Origin of the sequence: Desulfosarcina alkanivorans (genome assembly GCF_009688945.1) — a bacterium.
Classification (GTDB): Bacteria; Desulfobacterota; Desulfobacteria; order Desulfobacterales; family Desulfosarcinaceae; genus Desulfosarcina; species Desulfosarcina alkanivorans.
In genome coordinates, this window is the sequence record NZ_AP021874.1 from 1,371,780 (window position 1) to 1,392,593 (window position 20,814).

The 20,814-nt window shown below is 46.6% G+C and carries 24 protein-coding genes; 4 read left to right on the forward strand and 20 right to left on the reverse strand.

Features of this window, described 5'->3' with window-relative positions; genetic code table 11:
- Positions 1-87 precede the first annotated feature (87 nt).
- The 8 genes from DSCA_RS06030 to DSCA_RS06065 all read right to left on the reverse strand — a co-directional run bounded on the left by DSCA_RS06030 (position 88) and on the right by DSCA_RS06065 (position 7,253).
- Positions 88-1,626: a class I adenylate-forming enzyme family protein gene (locus DSCA_RS06030; protein WP_155315571.1), complete on the reverse strand. Its 1,539-nt coding sequence runs from the start codon at positions 1,624-1,626 to the stop codon at positions 88-90.
- A gap of 263 nt (positions 1,627-1,889) precedes the next feature.
- The gene (locus tag DSCA_RS06035) at positions 1,890-2,543 is read right to left on the reverse strand and encodes a hypothetical protein (RefSeq protein WP_155315572.1); all 654 of its coding nucleotides are present in this window, start codon (positions 2,541-2,543) and stop codon (positions 1,890-1,892) included.
- Positions 2,536-2,892, reverse strand: a complete 357-nt coding sequence (locus tag DSCA_RS06040; RefSeq protein ID WP_155315573.1) for a hypothetical protein — start codon at positions 2,890-2,892, stop codon at positions 2,536-2,538. The genes DSCA_RS06035 and DSCA_RS06040 overlap by 8 nt, the downstream gene beginning before the upstream one ends.
- 213 nt (positions 2,893-3,105) lie before the next feature.
- The gene (locus tag DSCA_RS06045) at positions 3,106-3,441 is read right to left on the reverse strand and encodes a VOC family protein (protein ID WP_155315574.1); all 336 of its coding nucleotides are present in this window, start codon (positions 3,439-3,441) and stop codon (positions 3,106-3,108) included.
- A gap of 32 nt (positions 3,442-3,473) precedes the next feature.
- The gene (gene wecB, locus DSCA_RS06050; RefSeq protein WP_155315575.1) at positions 3,474-4,610 is read right to left on the reverse strand and encodes a non-hydrolyzing UDP-N-acetylglucosamine 2-epimerase; all 1,137 of its coding nucleotides are present in this window, start codon (positions 4,608-4,610) and stop codon (positions 3,474-3,476) included.
- Between the two features lie 164 nt (positions 4,611-4,774).
- On the reverse strand, positions 4,775-5,149 hold the full coding sequence (locus tag DSCA_RS06055) for a GxxExxY protein (RefSeq protein WP_155315576.1): 375 nt from the start codon (positions 5,147-5,149) through the stop codon (positions 4,775-4,777).
- A 157-nt stretch (positions 5,150-5,306) separates the two neighbouring features.
- The gene (locus tag DSCA_RS06060) at positions 5,307-6,656 is read right to left on the reverse strand and encodes an MBL fold metallo-hydrolase (RefSeq protein ID WP_231716388.1); all 1,350 of its coding nucleotides are present in this window, start codon (positions 6,654-6,656) and stop codon (positions 5,307-5,309) included.
- A 216-nt stretch (positions 6,657-6,872) separates the two neighbouring features.
- Positions 6,873-7,253 (reverse strand): GxxExxY protein, encoded by a 381-nt coding sequence (locus DSCA_RS06065; protein ID WP_155315577.1) that lies wholly within the window; start codon positions 7,251-7,253, stop codon positions 6,873-6,875.
- Between the two features lie 644 nt (positions 7,254-7,897).
- Between DSCA_RS06065 and DSCA_RS06070 the strand changes: the two genes are divergently transcribed.
- Together DSCA_RS06070 and DSCA_RS06075 are read left to right on the forward strand one after the other, a co-directional pair.
- Complete coding sequence (locus tag DSCA_RS06070) at positions 7,898-8,095, forward strand: type II toxin-antitoxin system VapB family antitoxin (RefSeq protein ID WP_155315578.1); 198 nt, start codon at positions 7,898-7,900, stop codon at positions 8,093-8,095.
- Positions 8,092-8,469 carry a PIN domain-containing protein gene (locus DSCA_RS06075; RefSeq protein ID WP_155315579.1) on the forward strand — a complete coding sequence of 126 codons (378 nt, stop codon included), beginning with the start codon at positions 8,092-8,094 and terminating at the stop codon, positions 8,467-8,469. Before DSCA_RS06070 ends, DSCA_RS06075 begins: the two co-directional genes overlap by 4 nt.
- Positions 8,470-8,891: 422 nt before the next feature.
- Here the strand turns inward: DSCA_RS06075 and hepT are convergent, their stop codons facing one another.
- The 4 genes from hepT to DSCA_RS06095 all read right to left on the reverse strand — a co-directional run bounded on the left by hepT (position 8,892) and on the right by DSCA_RS06095 (position 10,756).
- Positions 8,892-9,308 carry a type VII toxin-antitoxin system HepT family RNase toxin gene (gene hepT, locus DSCA_RS06080; RefSeq protein WP_155315580.1) on the reverse strand — a complete coding sequence of 139 codons (417 nt, stop codon included), beginning with the start codon at positions 9,306-9,308 and terminating at the stop codon, positions 8,892-8,894.
- Positions 9,301-9,717: a type VII toxin-antitoxin system MntA family adenylyltransferase antitoxin gene (mntA, locus tag DSCA_RS06085; RefSeq protein WP_155315581.1), complete on the reverse strand. Its 417-nt coding sequence runs from the start codon at positions 9,715-9,717 to the stop codon at positions 9,301-9,303. The genes hepT and mntA overlap by 8 nt, the downstream gene beginning before the upstream one ends.
- A 404-nt stretch (positions 9,718-10,121) precedes the next feature.
- Complete coding sequence (vapC, locus tag DSCA_RS06090) at positions 10,122-10,529, reverse strand: type II toxin-antitoxin system tRNA(fMet)-specific endonuclease VapC (RefSeq protein ID WP_197904751.1); 408 nt, start codon at positions 10,527-10,529, stop codon at positions 10,122-10,124.
- Entirely contained in the window at positions 10,526-10,756 is a 231-nt protein-coding gene (locus DSCA_RS06095) for an antitoxin (protein WP_155315582.1), read from the reverse strand. The genes vapC and DSCA_RS06095 overlap by 4 nt, the downstream gene beginning before the upstream one ends.
- A 407-nt stretch (positions 10,757-11,163) precedes the next feature.
- Here DSCA_RS06095 and DSCA_RS06100 point away from each other — a divergent pair, with 407 nt between their 5' ends.
- Together DSCA_RS06100 and DSCA_RS06105 are read left to right on the forward strand one after the other, a co-directional pair.
- A complete protein-coding gene (locus tag DSCA_RS06100) occupies positions 11,164-11,436 on the forward strand; it encodes a type II toxin-antitoxin system Phd/YefM family antitoxin (RefSeq protein WP_231716389.1) in 273 nt (90 codons plus the stop codon).
- On the forward strand, positions 11,433-11,717 hold the full coding sequence (locus tag DSCA_RS06105; protein WP_155315583.1) for a type II toxin-antitoxin system RelE family toxin: 285 nt from the start codon (positions 11,433-11,435) through the stop codon (positions 11,715-11,717). Before DSCA_RS06100 ends, DSCA_RS06105 begins: the two co-directional genes overlap by 4 nt.
- Before the next feature lie 1,045 nt (positions 11,718-12,762).
- Here DSCA_RS06105 and DSCA_RS06110 read toward each other — a convergent pair.
- From DSCA_RS06110 to DSCA_RS06145, 8 genes are all read right to left on the reverse strand, one after another.
- A complete protein-coding gene (locus tag DSCA_RS06110; RefSeq protein ID WP_155315584.1) occupies positions 12,763-13,146 on the reverse strand; it encodes a GxxExxY protein in 384 nt (127 codons plus the stop codon).
- A gap of 489 nt (positions 13,147-13,635) precedes the next feature.
- Complete coding sequence (locus DSCA_RS06115) at positions 13,636-15,387, reverse strand: class I adenylate-forming enzyme family protein (protein WP_155315585.1); 1,752 nt, start codon at positions 15,385-15,387, stop codon at positions 13,636-13,638.
- 344 nt (positions 15,388-15,731) lie between these two features.
- Complete coding sequence (locus DSCA_RS06120) at positions 15,732-15,977, reverse strand: acyl carrier protein (protein WP_155315586.1); 246 nt, start codon at positions 15,975-15,977, stop codon at positions 15,732-15,734.
- 367 nt (positions 15,978-16,344) lie between these two features.
- A complete protein-coding gene (locus tag DSCA_RS06125; protein WP_155315587.1) occupies positions 16,345-16,728 on the reverse strand; it encodes a GxxExxY protein in 384 nt (127 codons plus the stop codon).
- A 572-nt stretch (positions 16,729-17,300) separates the two neighbouring features.
- A complete protein-coding gene (gene nadE, locus DSCA_RS06130) occupies positions 17,301-18,287 on the reverse strand; it encodes an NAD(+) synthase (RefSeq protein WP_231716390.1) in 987 nt (328 codons plus the stop codon).
- A 269-nt stretch (positions 18,288-18,556) separates the two neighbouring features.
- Positions 18,557-18,919 (reverse strand): four helix bundle protein, encoded by a 363-nt coding sequence (locus DSCA_RS06135; RefSeq protein ID WP_155315589.1) that lies wholly within the window; start codon positions 18,917-18,919, stop codon positions 18,557-18,559.
- Positions 18,920-18,982: 63 nt separating this feature from the next.
- Positions 18,983-20,329, reverse strand: a complete 1,347-nt coding sequence (locus DSCA_RS06140) for a UDP-glucose dehydrogenase family protein (protein ID WP_155315590.1) — start codon at positions 20,327-20,329, stop codon at positions 18,983-18,985.
- Between the two features lie 118 nt (positions 20,330-20,447).
- A complete protein-coding gene (locus tag DSCA_RS06145) occupies positions 20,448-20,810 on the reverse strand; it encodes a four helix bundle protein (RefSeq protein ID WP_155315591.1) in 363 nt (120 codons plus the stop codon).
- Positions 20,811-20,814: the final 4 nt, after the last annotated feature.

Consider the following 20,814-nt stretch of genomic DNA (forward strand, 5'->3'; position numbering starts at 1 on the left):
ATAATTGTGAAGATTAAAACACGAAAACGAATGATGATAATTATGTTATTAGTACGGTTACAAACGCAGTTCAACTTATTCAAGCCCCTAATTCTTCAATCTTTTCTTGTCAATTTTTCCACTACTGCTCTTAGGCAAAAAAGATACAAATTCGATATATTTAGGTAAAAGAACTGGTTCCAGTTTTTCTTTACAATAGCGCAGCACATCTTCCTTATTAAGCGAATTGTTTTTAGAAACAATAAAAGCCTTAATCGCTTGACCTAAAAGATTATCAGCTACCCCAATGACCGCAGCTTCTATAACATTTTCCAAACTGCAAATAATATTTTCTATCTCTTTCGGGCTTATGCGTTCCCCTTTGCTTTTGATCATATATTCTTTGCGACCAATAAAATAAAGGAAGCCATCTTCGTCGCGCTTGAACAAATCTCCGCTGTAAAGCAAGGTTTCTCCTCGATAGCGACCGGGTCGAAAAGTACGTGCTGTTTCTTCAGGGCAGTTCCAATAGCCTTGCATGACGTTTATACCTCGCACAACAAGTTCTCCGACTTTACCAGTTTCGACTTCATGACCATCTTCATCTACTACAAATACCTCCTCGTTGGGAATAGGAATACCGACAGATGTGGGTTTCGAAGTTAAATATTCTGGAGGCAGATAGGAGACACGCTTACACTCGGTGAGCCCGTACATAGAATAAATCTTAACATGAGGTAAAACGGATTGAAGCTTTTTAGTGTGAGCGATAGGAAGTGCGTCAGCTGTATTGGTTATGTAACGAAGAGAACCTAATTTTAATTTAGATAGGTCGAATTGTAGTAGCAACGCGGCTATAGTTGGTACAATAGGAATTCCTGTCACTTTCTCTTGTTCAATTTTTTTTAGGACACTATATGGGAATGTGAATGATTTTTCCAAAACCACGGTGCCACCAAATGACGCTGCCATAATTATTTGATATAGTCCATAGTCAAAAGATAGTGGAAGCATGTTTAGGATGACATCGTTTTTAGTGTTTCCCAGTACTGACGAGATACTCCGTGAAACATTTACTATATTATAATGTGCTGAAACCACACCTTTGGGTTCACCAGTTGATCCTGAGGTGTAGATAATAGTGGCTAAATCCACATCAATAGTTCGAGGTAGTGCACAATTGCTTCTACAAGTAACCGCATCTATCCATTGATGGCTAACTATGTTTAGCTCTTGTTCGCTTTCATCTTGGGCAAAATCATTTACCCAAAGAAGATTTAGTTTTGATCGTTCTTTAGTCGTAACTTTTGATAGGTCTTCCCTCTTTTTATTTCCAGCTATTAGAGCAGTAGCTCCAGAATCATTAAGAATATGACTCAATTTTGGCGCTTTAATATTTGGGTTCACAATAACGAATACAGCGCCTGCTTTCAAAACACCGAATATTGATATGACTGCTTCAATAGAGTTTTCAAGACAAATAATTATTCTTTCTTGGCGCTTTATCCCGATATCTATCAAAAAACGTGCAAGGTTGTTGGAAACATCATCTAGGTCATGGTAAGTAATACGTTGCTCACCAGATACTAGTGCGATCTTGTTTCTAAAATGAATAGCAGAGTTTTCTAGAAAATTGTGTACGAGCATATTGAATTTCACGTTCTTATTTTTTAAAGATTTTAACAAAATTGAGGATTCGGAATGAAAGAAATACGACGTTAATAGAATGCATTATTCGCATTAATAGCAGTTGATAAATGTGACACTCGGTTCAATTTTTGCGTTCATGATATAGGTATCAACTGCACGAATACAATGCCATTTTTCTGTGATGGTTAATACGAAAAATAGAGCCGCAATTAAATTTTTTCTAATATTCTGATTTTTAACTAAGTCAGGGGTCGGGGAGTTTATCCCAAGACCTGTTCTTTGATATTCCAAGTTGATCGGCCTTGCTTGAACGCTTGAAGCTGATGCATTTGGATGGTCAAACCCATGGCGGCAAACAACCAACGGTTGTTGGCGTCACCTCGCATCCAGCAACGGTCTAACTCGAAGATGTCTTTCACCAGACCTTGCATCGGCTCAACCTTATAGGCGCGTTCCCGGTAGATCTGTTTGTGTTTCGGTTTACTCATGAACGCGATCATCTTCTTGCGAGGCGTTGTCTTGTCCATGTTGGTGCGGCAACTGGTGATCAGGTTCATCTTTCGTTGCCTTTTGAACTCGCGGAACAGGTCAGCATCATCGGCTTTCGAGTCCATGGCGATGTAGTCCACATGATCTTTGACATGAAACGTTTCCAGCCACATGCGTTTGGCTTCGTTGGCGCTGTTGCGCATCCATACAAAGCAACCCAGCACCGGATGCTTATGTGAGGTCAGGGAAAACGATCCATGGCCGTACACCCAGCCAGCAGCCTGGGATTTGCACCAGGTGGCCTCTTTGTCGATGCCACGCAACCCCTTGGGGATAATACCCTGATCCTTTTGTTTTTTGTGCCAGACCGGACCCTTAGCTCTGTTCATCATCTTGTCGGCGCTGACCACCCGGTCTTTACTCAAGCTCAGGAAATAGCTGAAAAATAAACGCTGCTGGGTCTCCAGGGAAATGACGGATTTTTTTTAACCGGTCCCTAAGCTGTTTTTCACTGATGGGGGTCAGATCCATATCCGTTGCAATGATGTCCCAGTATTTGACAGCCATCTTGTGAATTTGCACGTAACTTTTGACTTTCAACTTAACCGACAGAATCGCAATGAACATGATCAGCCACTCTGGATATTTGAACGTGGGTCCGCGTTCACCCAACCGTTCCGGATCGGGGAAGTTGGTTTCATCGAGAAAGTCTCTAAAAGCCTCACGGGTTTCACGAATCCAACGGGTCGAGATCTTGTTTGCTTTTCTGGGCATGAATAATCTCCTTTGTTGTTGAAATTATTGAGATTATTCATAACAATTTTAAAGGCTTATGTCTAGTCAAAAATACTATTGAATATCAACGGGTTAGAGGATTTTAGCTGATCAGAAAAACTCCACTACCCCTCAACTAAGTCTTTCAGCCTTTTTATCCGTATCGATAAGCTCTATATTCATCCCATTTTTAGCATAAATAAATGCAATTTTCTAATTCTCAAAAGCTTCCCCCGGCTCGGGTTTCGCCAGAACACGAAGTCCAATATTCTTTAATCTCGAGATCTCATCATCTATTTGATTGCATTTGAAGCATAAATGATGAAGCCCCCCTCTTTTAAGCGCATGTTTATAAATGGGGGAGGTATCTGATGTTGGTTCAGTATGCTTTATAGCTATAGAATCCTCGTTTTGAAGGAAAACCACTTTTACCATTTGTCGTGTATTTTCGACAACCTTGGTTGCCTGTTTATATCCAAAGACTGTCTCCCAATGCGAAATTCCTTTTTCAATATCTTTTACTACAATTCCAATGTGGTCGATTATCATTAAGAAGTCTCCATTTTTTAAACAATCTTGAATCAACCTATGAATTTACGCTTTATCGCATCAACTACTCTTTTTGCTGTTTTTCCATCCCACATTTCCGGAACCTGACATTCGGTCAAATCATGAGACAAAATTAGCTCAGCTTTTTCCTTAATATCAGACACAAAACAAAGCTGGTTGGTGCCTTGGGTAACGGTAACCGGACGTTCTGTGTTGGGCCGCATGGTCAGGCAGGGAATACCCAGATAAGTTGTCTCTTCCTGAATCCCACCCGAATCGGTAATGGCCAGACGGCAGTTGAAGACCAGGCTCATGAAACGCACATAGTTCAGTGGTTCGGAAAGGATGATCGTTTCCGCCTTTTCCAGCATGTCCATCAAGCCGAAACCCTGCAGGTTCTTTCTCGTACGGGGGTGAACCGGAAAGATTAAAGGAAGTTGCTCAGAGATGCTGATCAATGAATCACAAAGCATTGACAATAATTTGGGATCGTCCACATTGGCGGGACGGTGGAAGGTCATGACCCCGTATTGACATTTTTTCAGTCCGTAGTCGGTAAAGGCATGCTGCCGTTCGATGGTCTGGCGCATCATTTCCAGAGAATCAATCATGATGTTACCGACACGGACGATTTTATCCTGAACGACTCCCTCTTTAATGAGGTTCTCATCACCATCCGGTGACGGCGTCCAAAGCACATCGGCCAACGCATCGGTGGCAATACGATTGACCTCTTCGGGCATGGTTCGGTCGAAGGATCGCAGGCCGGCCTCTAAGTGCGCGACAAGGGGTCGACGCAAATTTTGAATTTTTGATTTTGAATTTTTAATTGGGTAAGAGACCTTTACTGTGGCCAGTGTGCAAGCGACGGTGGAATTGACGTCACCGACCACGACCACCAGATCAGGCCTTTTTTCAAGTATGACCTTTTCGTAGGCCATCATGACGTTTCCGGTCTGTTCGGCATGGCTGCCGCTGCCGACACCCAGATGGATATGTGGAGCGGGAAGATTCAGATCCGTAAAAAACGCATCGGACATATTGAGGTCGTAGTGCTGCCCGGTATGAACGATAATCGGTTCCGCCCAATCTTCTTTTTTTAAGGCATGGTAGAGAGGCGCAATTTTCATGAAATTTGGTCTTGCTGCGGCGATCAGGTGAATTAGCATTTTTTTCTCTTTTTTTTTGGACACAGATAAACGCGGATGAACACGGATAAAAACATAAAGTTAGTCAGCTATCGCTGAAAGAAAAGCTTAACACTTTTTTTTGGCCGGAGGCCACGGCTGTAATGCTGTTGATCCGCTGTTTCCGTGTAAATCCGCGTACTATTCTATTTTTTGCTGTTATCGAACACTTTTCGGGTCAATTCCGGTTTCGGTCCAAAGTTAATCAGAAGGCCGACCTCTTTATCCGTGGCTTTTAGATAATTGAGCAACTGCGCTTCATCTTCCGGCATAAGGTATTTCTTTGCTTTGATTTCAACAATAACTTTTTCGTCGACGATCATGTCTGCGAAATATTGTCCAACGATCTGGTCGGAATAAATCACATTGATGGGGGACTGTTGGATTGTGGACAGGCCCTCCTTTTTTAATTCGATCATCATCGCATTTTCGTATACTTTTTCAAGGAATCCATATCCCAGCGCGTTGTATACCCGGTAAAATATTTTGATGATTTCTTCGGTGAGCGCTTGATGTTTCATTATTTTATGGGACACGGATCAACGCGGATGAACACGGATAGGACATTAAGTTGTCAGCTTCGCTGAAAGAAAAGATTAACGATTTTTTTTGGCCGAAGGCCACAGGTGTACTGTTGTTAATCCGCTGTTTCCTTGTAAATCCGTGTCCTATTCTATTTTAGTGAACGGTGTATCCTCGTTTTTCCAAGGCATCCGCCAATGCCACCCGCGCCCCCTCCTCCCCATGCACCAATTTCACCGAACCGGGTTTTTCGGGCATGGACGCAATCCAGTCAGCCAGCCCTTTCTGGTCGGCGTGGGCGGAATAGCCGGAAAGGGTGTGCACACTGGCCTTGATGGTTTTGCGTTCACCGTCGAGATCGACATAGCCGTCGGGCCTGTGGCTGTGACGCTGGATGGCCCGTCCGGGCGTGCCGGCAGCCTGGTAGCCGACGAAGAGGATATCATTTTTTGGATGGTCAATGCCTTTTTTCAGATGGTTGATGATCCTGCCGCCCGTGCACATGCCGCTGCCGGCCAGGATGATGGCCGGGCCTTTGGCATCGCAGAGCTTCAGGTGATCGCGGTGGTTTTCCACCGCGTAGAGGCCCTCAAAATCGATGGGGTGATCACCCCGCTCCTTCAGATCCCTCGCTTCTTTGTCCCAGTATTCGGACAGGCTGGAATAGATTTTGGTGATCTCTAAACCCAAGGGCGAGTCAACGAATACCGGCGGGCGCTGTTCACCCTGAAGATCGGGGAACATCTCCTGGTATGTGGGATCGGAAAAAATCCGATCCATTTCATAGATCAGCTCCTGGGTGCGCCCCAGGGAAAAGGCGGGGATGAAGACCTTGCCGTTGTCAGCCAATGCCCGGGTGAGGATTCCTCCCAGTTGTCGGATACGCTGATCCCGTGGTTCGTGCAGCCGGTCGCCGTAGGTGGACTCCATAACCACCAGATCGGATGTGTCCGGCGTTTCGGGATCGCGGAGAATGGGCGTATCCGCGGCACCGAGGTCTCCTGAAAAAAGCACCGACCACCCGGATCGCTGGTTCTGGAATCGGATAAAACTGGAGCCAAGGATGTGCCCTGCCCTTCCCATCTTGAATTGAATGCCCTTTTCCAGGTCGAAGTTCTCACCGAATTCAAACCCCCAGGACAGGTCGTCGATGGCTTTTTCGATGCTGCCGACGGCCTGCTCCGGCATCCCGGAAAACTTCATGGCGTCGCCCAGCATGGGGTAAAGCAGGGATTTGGTGGGGTGGGAGCAGATGATTTCGCCCCTGAAACCCTCCTGGATCAGTTCCGGCACGCGGCCGATGTGATCGATGTGGGCATGGGTAAGGAACAGGTAGTCGATCTCGGCCGGCTTCACCGACCATGAGGCAATCGGATTTTCTGCATCGCCGCCCTGTACCAGGCCACAGTCCACCATGATGGTCAGGCCGTTGGCCTGCAACAGGTGGCAGGAACCGGTGACGCAGTTTTCGGCGCCCAAATGCAGTAAATTAAAGACAGCGTTCAATTTAATGTTGAATTTTTAGTTTTGAATTTTGAATTAATGGATAACAAACTTTTTATCTCGCCCACTTCGTTAGAGGACGCGGAGACGCGGAGTTGGGTTTGATTTTTGAGAGGAAAATCAAACAGAAAAGGATTGGATCCTTTTTTTTGAACTTGGGCGGAGCCCACCTAAACCTTGCTTTCTCTGCGTTCTCTGCGGCTCTGCGAGAGACATTTTTTATTTTTGATTTACGATCCTGGTGATGCCTTCTTTCAACAATGTTTCATTAAAATTGATCATTAACCCGAGGGGTTTTCTAGATAATCGTAAATAGGTAAGCAATTGCTTTTTGTGGAACGATTTGACCATTTCAACCGACTTCAATTCAACAACGATAGCGTTTTCTGCAAGTATATCAATTCTGAAACCATCTTCGGTAATAATCTGATTTCGATAAACTACAGGCAACGAAACTTCTGATTCGCATTTTAAGCCAAGGACATCAAGCTCTATTGCCATGCATTTTTGATATACCGACTCCAACAACCCTGGCCCTAAAGCACTGTGTATGTTAATTGCCGCTTTGATAACTTGTGATGAAAGGGCATTTAATTCCATTGTTTTTATCTCTCGCTCACTTCGTTAGAGGGCGCAGAGACGCGGAGGGGGTTTGACCCAGTGAAGTTCGCTAAGCTTGTTCCTATCGGAAAGTTCACGGGTTAAAATGTCTGAAAGGAAAATCAAACGAAATAGGGTTCTATCAGTTTTAGATCTTTTCGGGCGAAGCCCACATAAAACTTTGCATCTCTGCGTGCTCTGCGACTCTGCGGTGAAGAGAAAATAAAACAGGTAGAATTCATACAGTCCTAAACCGCTTCAGCCAAAAGCCTTCTACCTGCCCTCCCCCATAGCTCCGCCTGGCCAATTACATGGGTAGGAAATGGTATAGATGGCCTCGCATTCGGACAAGGATGTCTGCATGCCACATGCCAAAACATATTGATTTAAATATCATATAATTAAGGAACCTTAATGATGGCATGCGTATTATTCCAATTTTTTGGATGTTTGCTATGCCAAGAAGATGACGCAAATGGTTTAACGTTCATCCTGTATTTTAAGTTTTTGGAACAATTTTAAACCGAGACTTTCTCTGCGATCTCTGCGGCTCTGCGAGAGGCTGGTTTTTTTAGTTTCACACTGCTGTGCTTGACATGTGTATGCATCAATTGTTAAAACTATGCATAAAAGGAGGTCTTGTCATGAGGACAACACTTGATTTACCCGAAGATTTAGTAGCAGAAGCGATGAAGGCGACCCATATCCGCACCAAGACCAAGGTCATCATTACTGCTCTGGAGGAATTGATTCGCAAATCAAAAATCGCCGAGTTAAAACAGTTCAAAGGCACCGTGGATGATTTGAACATTGATTTAAACGTGTTACGAGGCCGTTCATGACTGTTCTGGTCGATTCTTCGGTCTGGATAGACTATTTTAGAACGGGAAGGGGCGATAACAGACTCGATGGTTTGATTGATGAAAACATCGTCGCCATTAACGATCTGATCCTTTGCGAACTCGTCCCCTACCTTAAATTGCGCAATCAATCCAGAATTATTGAGCTTCTCAATACCATTGAGAGAACCAGTTTGACGATCGATTGGAATCAACTCATCGATTGGCAATACCGATGCTTGAAACAAGGCCTGAATGGTATCGGCATCCCGGATTTGATCATCGCCCAGAATACCATACAACATCGCTGCCTACTTTATTCACTGGATCGCCATTTTGAGATGATCAAAGATATTGTCAACATCAAGCTTTATTAGGTCGTGGGTTGTACGTTGTGGGTCGAAAAATTACCAGTTGTTTCTTTTTGGCCATCTCAGCCAAAAAGCAATCAAATAAACTCTGCGTCCTTTGCGTCTCTGCGGTGAGTACAAAGTTTAAATATCGATAGAATTCATTCAGCCCTGAAACGCTTCAGCCTTCAGCCTAACGACCTGTTTTCCTTCACCGCCCAGCCTGTCCCGCATCGCGGGGCTTCGCTCGAGGCGCAGAGAGCGCAAAGAGGGTTAATTTCTTAATTTCTGAGGGGGAAATTAAATGAAAAAACATGAATTAAACCGATACCATTCATCCAGTGCTAAATACCTAATGCCTAAAGCCTAAAAGCCTGTTATTTGCCACGGACTGATTAGCTGATAGCTGACAGGCTTTTGAATCATAGAATCGATAACATTTTGTTATCTTATGATGTTTTATCAATTATCGATTGGATGAATGTTTCAAGGTCTTTAATGTCCTTTTGGGCAACTTGATGAATCAAATTCAGGTTCAGCTTTCCGTATTCGTGAACAATCAAGTTTCTCAGGCCTATGGCTTTTACCATTTTTTCAGACAGATCGTTTTCCAGCAATCCATTCTCTTCGAGCATGTAAAACATTTCATTGCTGCTGCCGGGAACGCCATAGCCTTCATCGCTCACAATATGGGCGGCAATGTCGATGCAGTTCTGGATTGCCATCTGGAGATTGAAAATGACGATTTCCTGGCAATCGATATCGGATATAAAGGCCTCGACGTCGACATCTAGTTTTTCTTTGATCCTTTTGCAATGACGTTTAACAGTGCTGGCTTTTGCATAAATCAGTTCTTTGTCAACCATGGTGACCTTCCTCTATGATTTTACGGCGAAATCCAGATTGGGTCATTTTCAAGTAATAGCCAAAATCTGATATCATGGCATAACGATTCATCCTGAATCGCCTGAATGCGTCTTCGTCATTAATACAAATAACAATGCCCTTGCTGAAAACCTGTTTGAGAAGCAACTCGCCGGCGGTGTTCAATACCACCGTATGAACTTCTTTTCGAAGCAGCCGTCCCAAACCAGTCATGTATTGGCTTTGCAATTCGAATGCCTGCTGTAAAAAGCGGTGACGCAGAACGATACCCACATCTACATCGCTGTAGTGTCGCTCTTTTCCGCTGGCATGGGACCCGTAGAGGTAAATGGCGACAACCTCTTCACGGCTTTTGAAGTAGGAACCGATTTTTTCCTGAAGATCGGTCATTGATTTTTTTTCACCGCCCGCGTCGCTCGAGGCGCAGAGAGCGCAAAGAGGGTTAATTTTTAATTTCTGAGGGGGAAATTAAATGAAAGAACTTTAAAAACGGATTGTTCCTTATTTTCGCGCAAAGCCCGCATAAAAGTCGGCATCTCTGCGTTCTTTGCGTCTCTGCGGTGAGTACAAGGTTTAAAAATATCGATAGAATTCATTCAGCCCTAAAACGCTTCAGCTTTCAGCCGAACGACCTGTTTTCCTTCACCGCCCAGCCTGTCCCGCATCGCGGGGCTTCGCTCGAGACGCGGAGAACGCTGAGGTTTTGGGACACGGACCCAAAAGACTAATTTTGAATTAATGGGCCGATAACAACCTTCATTCACAACTTACAATTCATCGTTAAAAATAGGCCGTTACTCATTCTCGACCCAATTTTCAATCTTTAATCCATTCACCCGGCCGAATTCCCTTTGATTGTTGGTAACCAATGTCAGGTTCAGGCTCAGGGCATGGGCAGCGATAAACAGGTCATTGCCTCCAATGATCAGGCCTCTTTTTTCCAAGTCAGAACGGACATCACCGTATGCCATGGCAGCATCCTTATCAAAAGGTAAGACGTCGATAAGCTCACTCAATGCGTTTAACCGCCTGAGGTTTGCTTCTACATGCTGGCTTTTTTTGGCCCCGTTGATTAATTCGGCAAAAGTGATGACGGACATAACAACCATGCCGGGCTGGACCTTTTCGAGTCGTTTCAAGACAGAGATTGGTTTGCGTTTAATCGTGTAAATGCAAATATCCGTGTCCAGCATGACCGTCATAGGGGTTCCCGGTCTTGAATTGATGGTTGACAACGCCCTTGAACCATGAAGTCATCAGACATTTCGGTTAGCAGTTCGAAGGCTCTTGCCAGATTCTGCGGTTTGCGCTTTAAAATAATTTCATCACCCCGACGAAAAATCTGCACCTCCGAAGAATCAAACTGATAGGCCTTGGGTAGCCGAACCGCCTGGGAATTGCCGCTCCTGAATATTTTTGCGGTATCCATCTGTGCCTCCTGACGCCGAGCGCCTAAGTATATACATAATTGTATATACTTTTCGGGGGTTGTCAATTATTAATCAATCTCAATTTCCTTAATTTAAAATTCACAATTCATCATTCAAAATTGCTCTCTCTGCGTCTCTCTGCGGTGAATAAAATCGATAGAATTCATCCAACCCCAATAGCCTTCAGCCTATGGCCTAAAAACCTTTTTTTTGCCACCGACACACACTGACCTACAAGGACGAGTTCAGGGTAGCCTGCGGCTGAAAAAAACCGATAGAATTCATCCAGTGCTAAAAACCTAACGCCTACAGCCTTCTACCTGCTTCTATCGAAGCATGCCCACATTGACATCCGACTATAATCTGATTATTATAGCAATAATTATCAGAATTATGGAGGTTAATAATGATTCGTTCGACAGACTATCTTTCGGCAACGACCCTTTCAAAAAAAACATCAGCCACCTTAGACGCCCTTGCAAATGGGGATACGGATAAACTAATAATTTTGAAAAACAATACCCCAAAAGCCGTGCTGCTCTCCATGGAAAGCTACGAGGCCATGGAGCAAGAAATGGAAGACCTTCGGCTAATGGCTCTGGCCATGGCCCGGCTGGATAGCTTTAATGAGAAAAAGGCTTTGTCTCATGACTTCATTCTGGAAAAATTCGGCGCATGACATGGTCCATTCTCTATCATCATGGCGTTGAAGAGGATCTTGAGAGCATTGGTCCGTCTGCCGCACGACGCGTCGTGAAGGCCATCGATACAAAACTGACCGAACAGCCAATGCAGTTTGGGGCTCCTTTGTCGGGGAATCTTTCCGATTTCCGCAAACTGCGTGTCGGAGACTATCGCGTGGTTTATCAGGTGCATGAAAAAAGAGTTTTGGTTTACGTATTGGCAGTCGGTCCCCGGAGGGACAAGGAAATTTATCGCATGGCGGTTAAACGAAAATAAACGGAAGTTTTGGCGATAGGTCATAGGCAATAGGCTATTGGTTTGAAGAAAACCGAAATATCCATCCAGTCCTAATATCCTTCAGCCTACAGCCTAGCAACCTGCTTTTCTCCCATAGCTCCGCATGGCCAATTACATGGGTTTGGAAATGGTATAGATGACCTCGCATTCGGACAAGGATGAATGCAGGCCACATGCCAAAATATAACAATTTAAATATCATATGATTATGAAACCTTAATGATGGCATGCGTGTTATTCCGCTTTTTGGATGTTTGCCATGCCAAGAAAATGACGCAAATGGTTTAAAGTGCTGTCTGATTTTAAACTTTCTAAAAAAAATTAAAAAATAGAATCAGTGACTTTCTCTGCGGCTCTGGGAAAAATTATTTCATCTCGCTCACTTCGTTAGAGGGCGCTGAGGCGCGGAGGGGGTTTGATTTCTGAGAGGGAAATCAAACAAAATAGGATTCTATCGGTTTTAGGTCTTTTGGGCGAAGCCCGTTAAAAACGTCCTCTTTGTGTGCTCTGCGCCTCCGCAAAAAACATTATTTTTATCTCGCTCACTTCGTTAGAGGGCGCTGAGGCGCGGAGGGGGTTTGATTTCTGAGGGGAAAATCAAACATAAAAGGTATATATCCGTTTTAAGATCTTTTCGGGCGAAGCCCGTTAAAAACGTCCTCTTTGTGTGCTCTGCGCCTCCGCAAAAAACATTATTTTTATCTCGCCCGCTGCGCTCGAGGGCGCTGAGGCGCGGAGGGGGTTTGATTTCTGAGAGGGAAATCAAACAAAATAGGATTCTATCGGTTTTAGGTCTTTTGGGCGAAGCCCGTTAAAAAACGTCCTCTTTGTGTGCTCTGCGCCTCCGCGAGAAACATTATTTTTATCTCGCCCGCTGCGCTCGAGGCCGCAGAGACGCTGAGGGGTTGATTTCTGAGAGGGAAATCAAACAAAATAGGATTCTATCCGTTTTAAATCTTTTTGGGCGAAGCCCTTAAAACATGACTTTCCCTGTGAGCTCTGCGACTCTGCGTGAAACTTGTTTTTATTTTTGATTTACGATTCTGGAGATGCCTTCTTTTAACAATGTTTCATTAAAGTTGATCAATAGCCCGAGGGGTTTTCCGGATAATCGCAAATAGGTCAGCAATTGCTTTTTGTGCACCGACTTGACCATTTCAACGGACTTCAGTTCCACAACGATAGTTTTTTCTACAAGTATATCAATTCTGAAACCATCGTCTGTAATGATCTGATCTCGATAAACAACAGGCAACGGAACTTCTGTTTCGCATTTTAAGCCAAGAGCATCGAGTTCTATTGCCATGCATTTTTGATATACCGACTCCAACAACCCTGGCCCTAAAGCACTGTGTACGTTAATTGCCGCTTTGATGACTTGTGATGAAAGGGCATTGAGTTCAGTCATATTAGGCATTTATCTGAGCATAGCCCGCAAAAAAATCCCCTCTGTGTGCTCTGCGACTCTGCGAGAGACAATTTTTTATCTCGCCCGCTGCGCTCGAGGACTCAGAGACGCGGAGGGGTTGATTTCTGAGAGGGAAATCAAACAAAATAGGATTCTATCGGTTTTAGATCTTTTGGGCGTAGCCCGTTAAAAAACGTCCTCTTTGTGTGCTCTGCGACTCTGCGAGAGACATTTTTTCATCTCACCCGCTTCGCTCGAGGGCGCTGAGGCGCGGAGGGGGTTTGATTTCTGAGGGGAAAATCAAACATAAAAGGTATATATCCGTTTTAGATCTTTTGGGCGTAGCCCTTAAAAAAACGTCCTCTCTGTGTGCTCTGCGACTCTGCGAGAGACATTTTTTTATCTCGCCCGCTGCGCTCGAGGGCGCTGAGGCGCGGAGGGGGTTTGATTTCTGAGGGGAAAATCAAACATAAAAGGTATATATCCGTTTTAGATCTTTTGGGCGTAGCCCTTAAAAAAACGTCCTCTCTGTGTGCTCTGCGACTCTGCGGTGAAAAATTTTAAACAACCGTTCCGGTCAACCTTGCCATTGGCATTTTTAGGAAGCGCCCTGACGAAGCGCAATTCAGCCGGCATTTTATATTTGGGGAGCATCGACGCGCAATTTTCCATGATCGCCTCCGGAGAGGTATCGCCGTTCAGCGGCACGACCAGGGCGGCCAGCCGTTTACCAAGCAGGTCGTCATCGACACCCACCACCGACGCCTCAACGGCCAGTCCGGTGGCCAGCAGGGCGTCTTCTACCTCCTGGGGATTGATGCGGTGTCCGCCGACCTTGATCAGGTTGTCCTTGCGGCCTTGCAGAAAGATAAAGCCGTCCGCGTCCTTAAACCCAACATCACCGGTATGATATCCGTTTCCGTCCAGGGCTTGTGACGAGGCTGCCGGATCCCGCCAATATCCCTGCATGATATTGGGCCCACTGGCGACCACTTCGCCTTTGGCCCCCTGGGGTAATTCAAAGCCCTGATCGTCGAGGATTTTAACCGTCACGCCGGGGATGCCTTTGCCGATCGAATCGATTTTCTGCTCGAAGCGGTCGGGATCCAGCCAGGTCAGGCGGGCCGAGGCCTCGGTAGCACCGTACATGATGCAGATTCGGGTGTGACCGGGCAGCGTTTCCCGCAGGGCTGTCTTGACTGACCGGGCCATGTGGCCGCCGGCCTGGGTCACCATGCGCAGATGGCTGAGTCGCGGCCTGCTTTTTTTCAATGGCGATCGGTGCAGCAGGTAGGCGTAAGTGGACGGCACGCCGGAAAAAACGGTCACCCTTTCTTCGATCATCTGGTTGATCACCGTTGCCGGAAAGGCAAATTTATTGTTGATCACCAACGTTCCACCGGCAGCGACGATGGTGTTGAGCAGGGATTTGCCCATGACATAAAAGAACGGCAGCACCACCATCTGGATGTCGCTGTCTGTCAATTGCAGGTATTCGCAGATGGAATGGGTATTGGCGACAATGTTGCCGTGGGTGAGCATGACGCCTTTGGGTTTTCCGGTGGAGCCGGAGGTGTAAATGATGCTTCCCAAGTCAGAACTTGATACAGAAACAGCTTCCAACTCAATATCGTTACTGTTTGTTGGTTGTGGGTTGTTGGTTGTGGGTTGAATTGGTTCGTTGCGTTTGTTGAGTTCCTGGATTGCAGATTCTGAATTCTGACTTCTGAATTCTGAATTCTTGTTCCAATTATTGTTTGATTGGTTTGTGGTTTGTGGTTTGTGGTTTGTGGTTTGCTGAAATGAATAAACGTCTATTCCACAATTATCCCAATCAAATTTAGGATTGTGGATGATCAGGGTATCCAGGTTGGGGACACTGAGATCAGATGCCTGGAGCAGGCGTTCAAAACGTGCTGATGTAATAATTGCGGCGGGTTCGAGTTCGGCCAGCAATGGGATAAGACCATCGGGCTTGAGATCGGTGCCGAGCGGCACGGCGACGGCACCGGCTTTGAGGATGCCGTAGTAGGCGGTGACGTACTCGACACTGTTTTCCATCAGGATGACCACCCGGTCGCCCTTTTCTACACGCCGGCCCACGAGGAACGAGGCCAGTCGATCGGAATCCTTGTTCACCTGCCGGTAGGTGGCACGGGTCTTCTCGTGGATAATGGCCACCTTGTCGGGGTGACGGGCTGCGGAATTCTCTAAGAAATGATGGATTAGATTATTTTCCATTCACATACACAGGAATCAATCTCTCGCCCGCTACGCTCGAGAGCACAGAGGCGCTGAGTTGGGTTTGATTTCTGAGTGGGAAATCAAACAGGAAAGAATTTAAATCGTTTAAGAGCTCTTCGGGCGTAGCCAGCAAAAATGACCTTCTCTGTGATCTCTGCGACTCTGCGAGAAACATTTTTTTATCTCGCCCACTGCGTTCGAGGGCACAGAGACGCGGAGGGGATTTGATTTCTGAGTGGGAAATCAAAAATATTAGGATTTAGGCCGTTTAGATCTTCCGGGCGAAGCCCGTAAAAAACGTCCTCTCTGTGTGCTCTGCGTCTCTGCGAGAGGCTTCTTTTTTAAGCCATTTTTTGTTCTAAATAGGCAGTGACATTGTTGATGGAATCGAGGTTTTCAGGAATCAGTTCTTCGTCATCTACCTGAATTTCATAAGTCTCTTCGAGGAAGGTGACCAACTCGAGGACACCGGTGGAATCGATGATGCCCTCCTCCAGAAACGACGTGTCGTCCTTCAGGCCGTTGGCGTTGCCGAAGAGGAAGTTTTCGATGATGAATTCTCTGATTTTGCTTTGTACATCTGCCATTTGTTAGATCCCTTTTCGTTCAAAGTGTATAGTTGTTCATTTTCGTTTATCTCGCCCGCTGCGCTCGAGGGCGCAGAGGCGCTGAGGGATTTGATTTCTGAGACGGAAATCAAATGAAGAACATCGGAAATGTTATCTGTATCTGCTTTTTGGGCGGAGCCCACTAAAAACTATTGTTCCTCTCTGGGTGCTCTGCGTCTCTGCGAGAGGCATGATCGTTTTATCTCGCCCGCTACGCTCAAGTTTGATGAGGCGTGGAGCTGGTTTGATTTCTGAGGAGAAAATCAAACATAAAAGGAATGGATCCGTTTCTGATCTTTTCGGGCGAAGCCCGTAAAACATGACTTTCTCTGCGAAAAACTTGTTTTTATCTTTGATTTACGATTCTGGTTATGCCTTCTTTTAACAATGTTTCATTAAAGTTAATCAGCAAACCAAGTGGTTTTCCGGATATTCGCAAATAAGTCAGCAACTGCTTTTTGTGCACCGATTTGACCATTTCAACGGACTTAAGTTCAACGATAATGGTATTTTCAACAAGTATATCAATTCGGTGGCCATCATCGGTAATCTCTTGATCCCGATAAGTGATTGGTAGCGGGACTTCTGTTTCGTTTTTTAAGTTCATGGCATCAAGTTCTATTGCCATACACTTTTGATATACCGACTCCAACAACCCTGGCCCTAAAGCACTGTGTACGTTAATTGCCGCTTTGATGACTTGTGATGAAAGGGCATTGAGTTCAGTCATATTAGGTATTTATCTGGGCGAAGCCCGTAATAAACGTCCTCTCTGTGATCTCTGCGTCTCTGCGAGAAACATTTTTTATCTCTCGCCCGCTGCGCTCGAGGCCACAGAGACGCGGAGGGGTTGATTTCTGTAAAGCGAAATCAAACGAAAAGGAATGAAGTCCGTTTTAGATCTTTCGGGTGAAGCCCGCAAAAAACGTCCTCTTTGCGTGCTCTGCGACTCTGTGAAAAACACATTTTTTTATCTCGCCCGCTACGCTCGAGGCCACAGAGACGCGGAGGGGTTGATTTCTGAGTGGGAAATCAAAAAAAAACAGGATTCTATCCGTTTTAGATCTTTTCGGGCATAGCCCGTTTAAACACATCCTCTCTGTGTGCTCTGCGACTCTGCGAGAGACATTTTTTTCATCTCGCCCGCTGCGCTCGAGGGCTCAGAGACGCGGAGGGGATTTGATTTCTGAGTGGGAAATCAAAAATATTAGGATTTAGGCCGTTTTAGATCTTCCGGGCGAAGCCCGCAAAAAACGTCCTCTCTGTGTGCTCTGCGTCTCGAGCGAAGCGGGCGGTGAACCCTTATTTTATCTCTGGCACCTCTTCGATCAGTTGCGGTGATAAGTGCAGATACCGCGTCGTTGTGCGCTTGGTATCGATATCATCGTACACCCGCTGGACCTGATCCGGCGTCAGTCCTAATGTCTCGGCAATATCTGCTGGGCTGTAGCCATTGTTTTTGCCATACAGGCACAGGTCCATCCGGTCGTAGGGCAGTGAAAAATAGAACTCATCCTGCCCCTGGGGCATGGAATAGGTGTCTGTAGTCGGCGGCCGGTTGCGGATTTTCTCGGGCACCCCCAGGTAGGCGGCCATCTGGTAAACCTGGGTTTTGTAAAGGTGGGCAATGGGTTTGATGTCGGCGGCGCCGTCGCCGAGTTTGACAAAAAAACCCTGGTCGTACTCCAGGCGGTTGGGCGTGCCCACGACGGCATAATTGAACCGATCCGCGTAATAGTACTCGTACATCTTGCGCGTGCGCTGCTTGAAATTGGTGGCGGCAACGATTTCCAGGTAGGCCTTCAACGGCAGCCGCTTCTGTACCTGCGTGCCGTCCGGCTTCTGGGCAACAATGGAAAACAGGTTGAAGCCCTTGGATTCCATCACGTTGGGGATCACGATCTTGGACTTCCAACCGTCGCCGTATTCGGGAATGGCCTGGCGAACCGCATCGTCGTATCGCTGATAAAACCCCACGGCCTGAAGCACCCCGGAAATGTCTTCGTGAAACCATTTGACACCGAAGGTGTCGGCAACCGACTTGCTGAGATCAAGGGTCTCGTCCGAAGAATGCCGCTCGGGCATCAACAGGGTGACCACCCGGTCGGGCCCCAATGCCCTGGCTGCCAGGCCCACGGACACGCTGCTGTCGATCCCCCCGGACAAGGCGACAACCAACCCGCGGCGTTTGAGCTGTTTGGTCATCAGGGTCCGGATCTGACCACAGATCTTGTCCGCCTCTTTTTCCGTATCAAGATTCAAGATGCCTTTTGAAAAGGGTTGTTTCACGCTTGATTCCTTATCGTGGTGTGGGTTGATTGTTGATTGTCGAGGGTTGATTGTTGTGGGTCGTTTGCTGAAAAAAGGCGTCAAGTCGGATGCTTCTGTAAAATCGGTAGAATTCATACAGCCCTAAAACGCTTCAGCCTACAGCCTTCTACCTGCTTTTCTTCACCGCCCAGTTTATCCCGAGAATCGGGGTATGCCGGAAGAGAATTATACGGCAGGCGATGGGCCAGGGGCGATAGGCAATGGGTATCTGGCTATAATTGCTAACCTCAGTTTTTTTTTGATCGGGCCTTTATCAGGCTGCCGAGCATCCTTCCTATTGTGACAGCTTTTTCATCAAAATCTTGAAAACCGTCCTCCTTCAGATAATCAATCTGGTTCGCAATATCCAATTGGGTCCTTAATTCTGCAAGCGACCCCTTGGCCATGTAAAAAAATCGGATCGCATCCTTATCTGTATCACGTTCATCACCCTCGGCAATATTGCTTGGCACACTCACAGCCGACCGTCTCAATTGATCGGTCAAACCATAATCCCTTTTAAAACTACCATGTGTGGTAATCTTATAGACGTCAATTGCCAGATCTCTGGCTTTTTGCCACACAAATAGTTCTTTAAATCCCTTCCCCATTCTGTCGCTTATAGCCTCATACCAATTGCCTATTGCCCATCGCCTATAGCCTATAGCCAGATATTATCTTTCATTTAACACCGGCTGCCTTCCAATACTGATGTAAGAGAAGCCCATATCCTTCATGAAGGATCGCGAAAAGAGGTTTCTTCCATCGAAAATGACCGGTTCCTTGAGCATCTTTTTTATTCGGTTGAAATCCGGGTTGCGAAACTGGTTCCAATCGGTCACCACGGCAAGGGCATCGGCGCCATCGACGGGGTCGTACTGGTTGTCCATTACGGTCACCGAGGCATTGTCCTGAAGGATCTTTCTGGCATTGCCACCGGCCACGGGGTCGTAGGCCTTGACAGTCATCCCGGCATCGGTGAGGGATTGAATGACATCCAGGGCCGCCGACTCGCGCATGTCGTCGGTGTTGGCCTTGAAGGCCAGTCCCCACAAGGCGATGGTTTTACCTTCGACACCGCCCTTTTCCTGAAAGTGTTTTTTGATTTTTTCCGCCAGCATGCCTTTCTGGCGATTGTTGACCGCGTCCACGGCTTCCACAAGGCTTGGGGTACATCCATAGGCTTTGGCCGTATCGATCAGTGCGCGCACATCTTTTGGGAAGCAGGATCCGCCATAGCCCACCCCCGGATAAATAAAGTGGTATCCGATGCGCCGGTCGGAGCCGATGCCGGCGCGCACCTCCCGCACATCCGCACCCACCGTTTCACAGATATTGGCCACCTCGTTCATGAAGGAGATCTTGGTGGCCAGCATGCAGTTGGCAGCGTACTTGGTCATCTCGGCACTGCGGATGCCCATGACGATCATCTTGTCCCGGCTTCGGGCAAAGGGGGCATAGAGCGTTTCCAGTAGCTTGGCGGTCCTCACGTTATCCGTGCCCACGATCACGCGATCCGGCTTCAAAAAGTCGTTGACGGCATCTCCCTCCTTGAGAAACTCCGGATTCGAGACCACATCGAATTCAACGGTTACGCCTCTTTGTTTGACCTGTGACTGGATAATCTCATTGACCCGGTCGGCCGTGCCCACCGGCACAGTCGACTTGTTGATGATGATCTTGTAGTCGGAAATAAGCCGGCCGATCTGGGTGGCCACCTCGTCCACATAGGACAGGTCGCACGATCCATCCGGGTTTGACGGGGTTCCCACACAGCTGAAGACAAACAGGGCTTCATCCATGCCCTCTGCCAGATCGGTACTGAAGCGCAACCGCCCTTCTTCGACATTGCGGGCGACCAGGGGCTCCAGTCCGGGTTCAAAGATATGAATGTTGCCGGCCTTCAAATTATCGATGATGTCCGGGTTGACATCGATGCAGACCACATCGTTTCCCATTTCCGCAAGGCATGCGGCGGCTACGAGGCCGACGTAACCGGTTCCGACGATACAGATGTTCATGGAAAATCCTCTGGATTTTAGCCTATTAGGCTGTAGGAGGTTAGGCTGTAGCAACAGAGAGGCTGCAGGTTTTTAGACTGTAGGCTTTTAGATAGTAGACTATAGGGTTGTAGCCTATTTAGCTTGGGTTTTTTCGTAGTGATCGGATTAATCCACCGAGAACTTTTTGTGCCTCTATCATTTTATCCTCAATTCTCGATGAAATAGATTTATTAACGTATCCTAATCGATTGGCTAACCCAAATTGGTAGTGTAACTCTCTGAGAGAACCGAAAGCTATTTCAAGGAAACGAAGATATTCGACTTGGCTCTCACGAGCACAGCCCTCGACAATATTAGAAGGCACCGAAACAGCCGCTCTACGCATCTGGAATGTCAATCCATAAATTTCCTCTTTAGGAAAGTTACGTGTTGCTCGATAAATCTCAATAGCCAACTCGTCAGCGAGGTCAAACGCTCGGAGTTTTGTATGATCCCTCAATCCC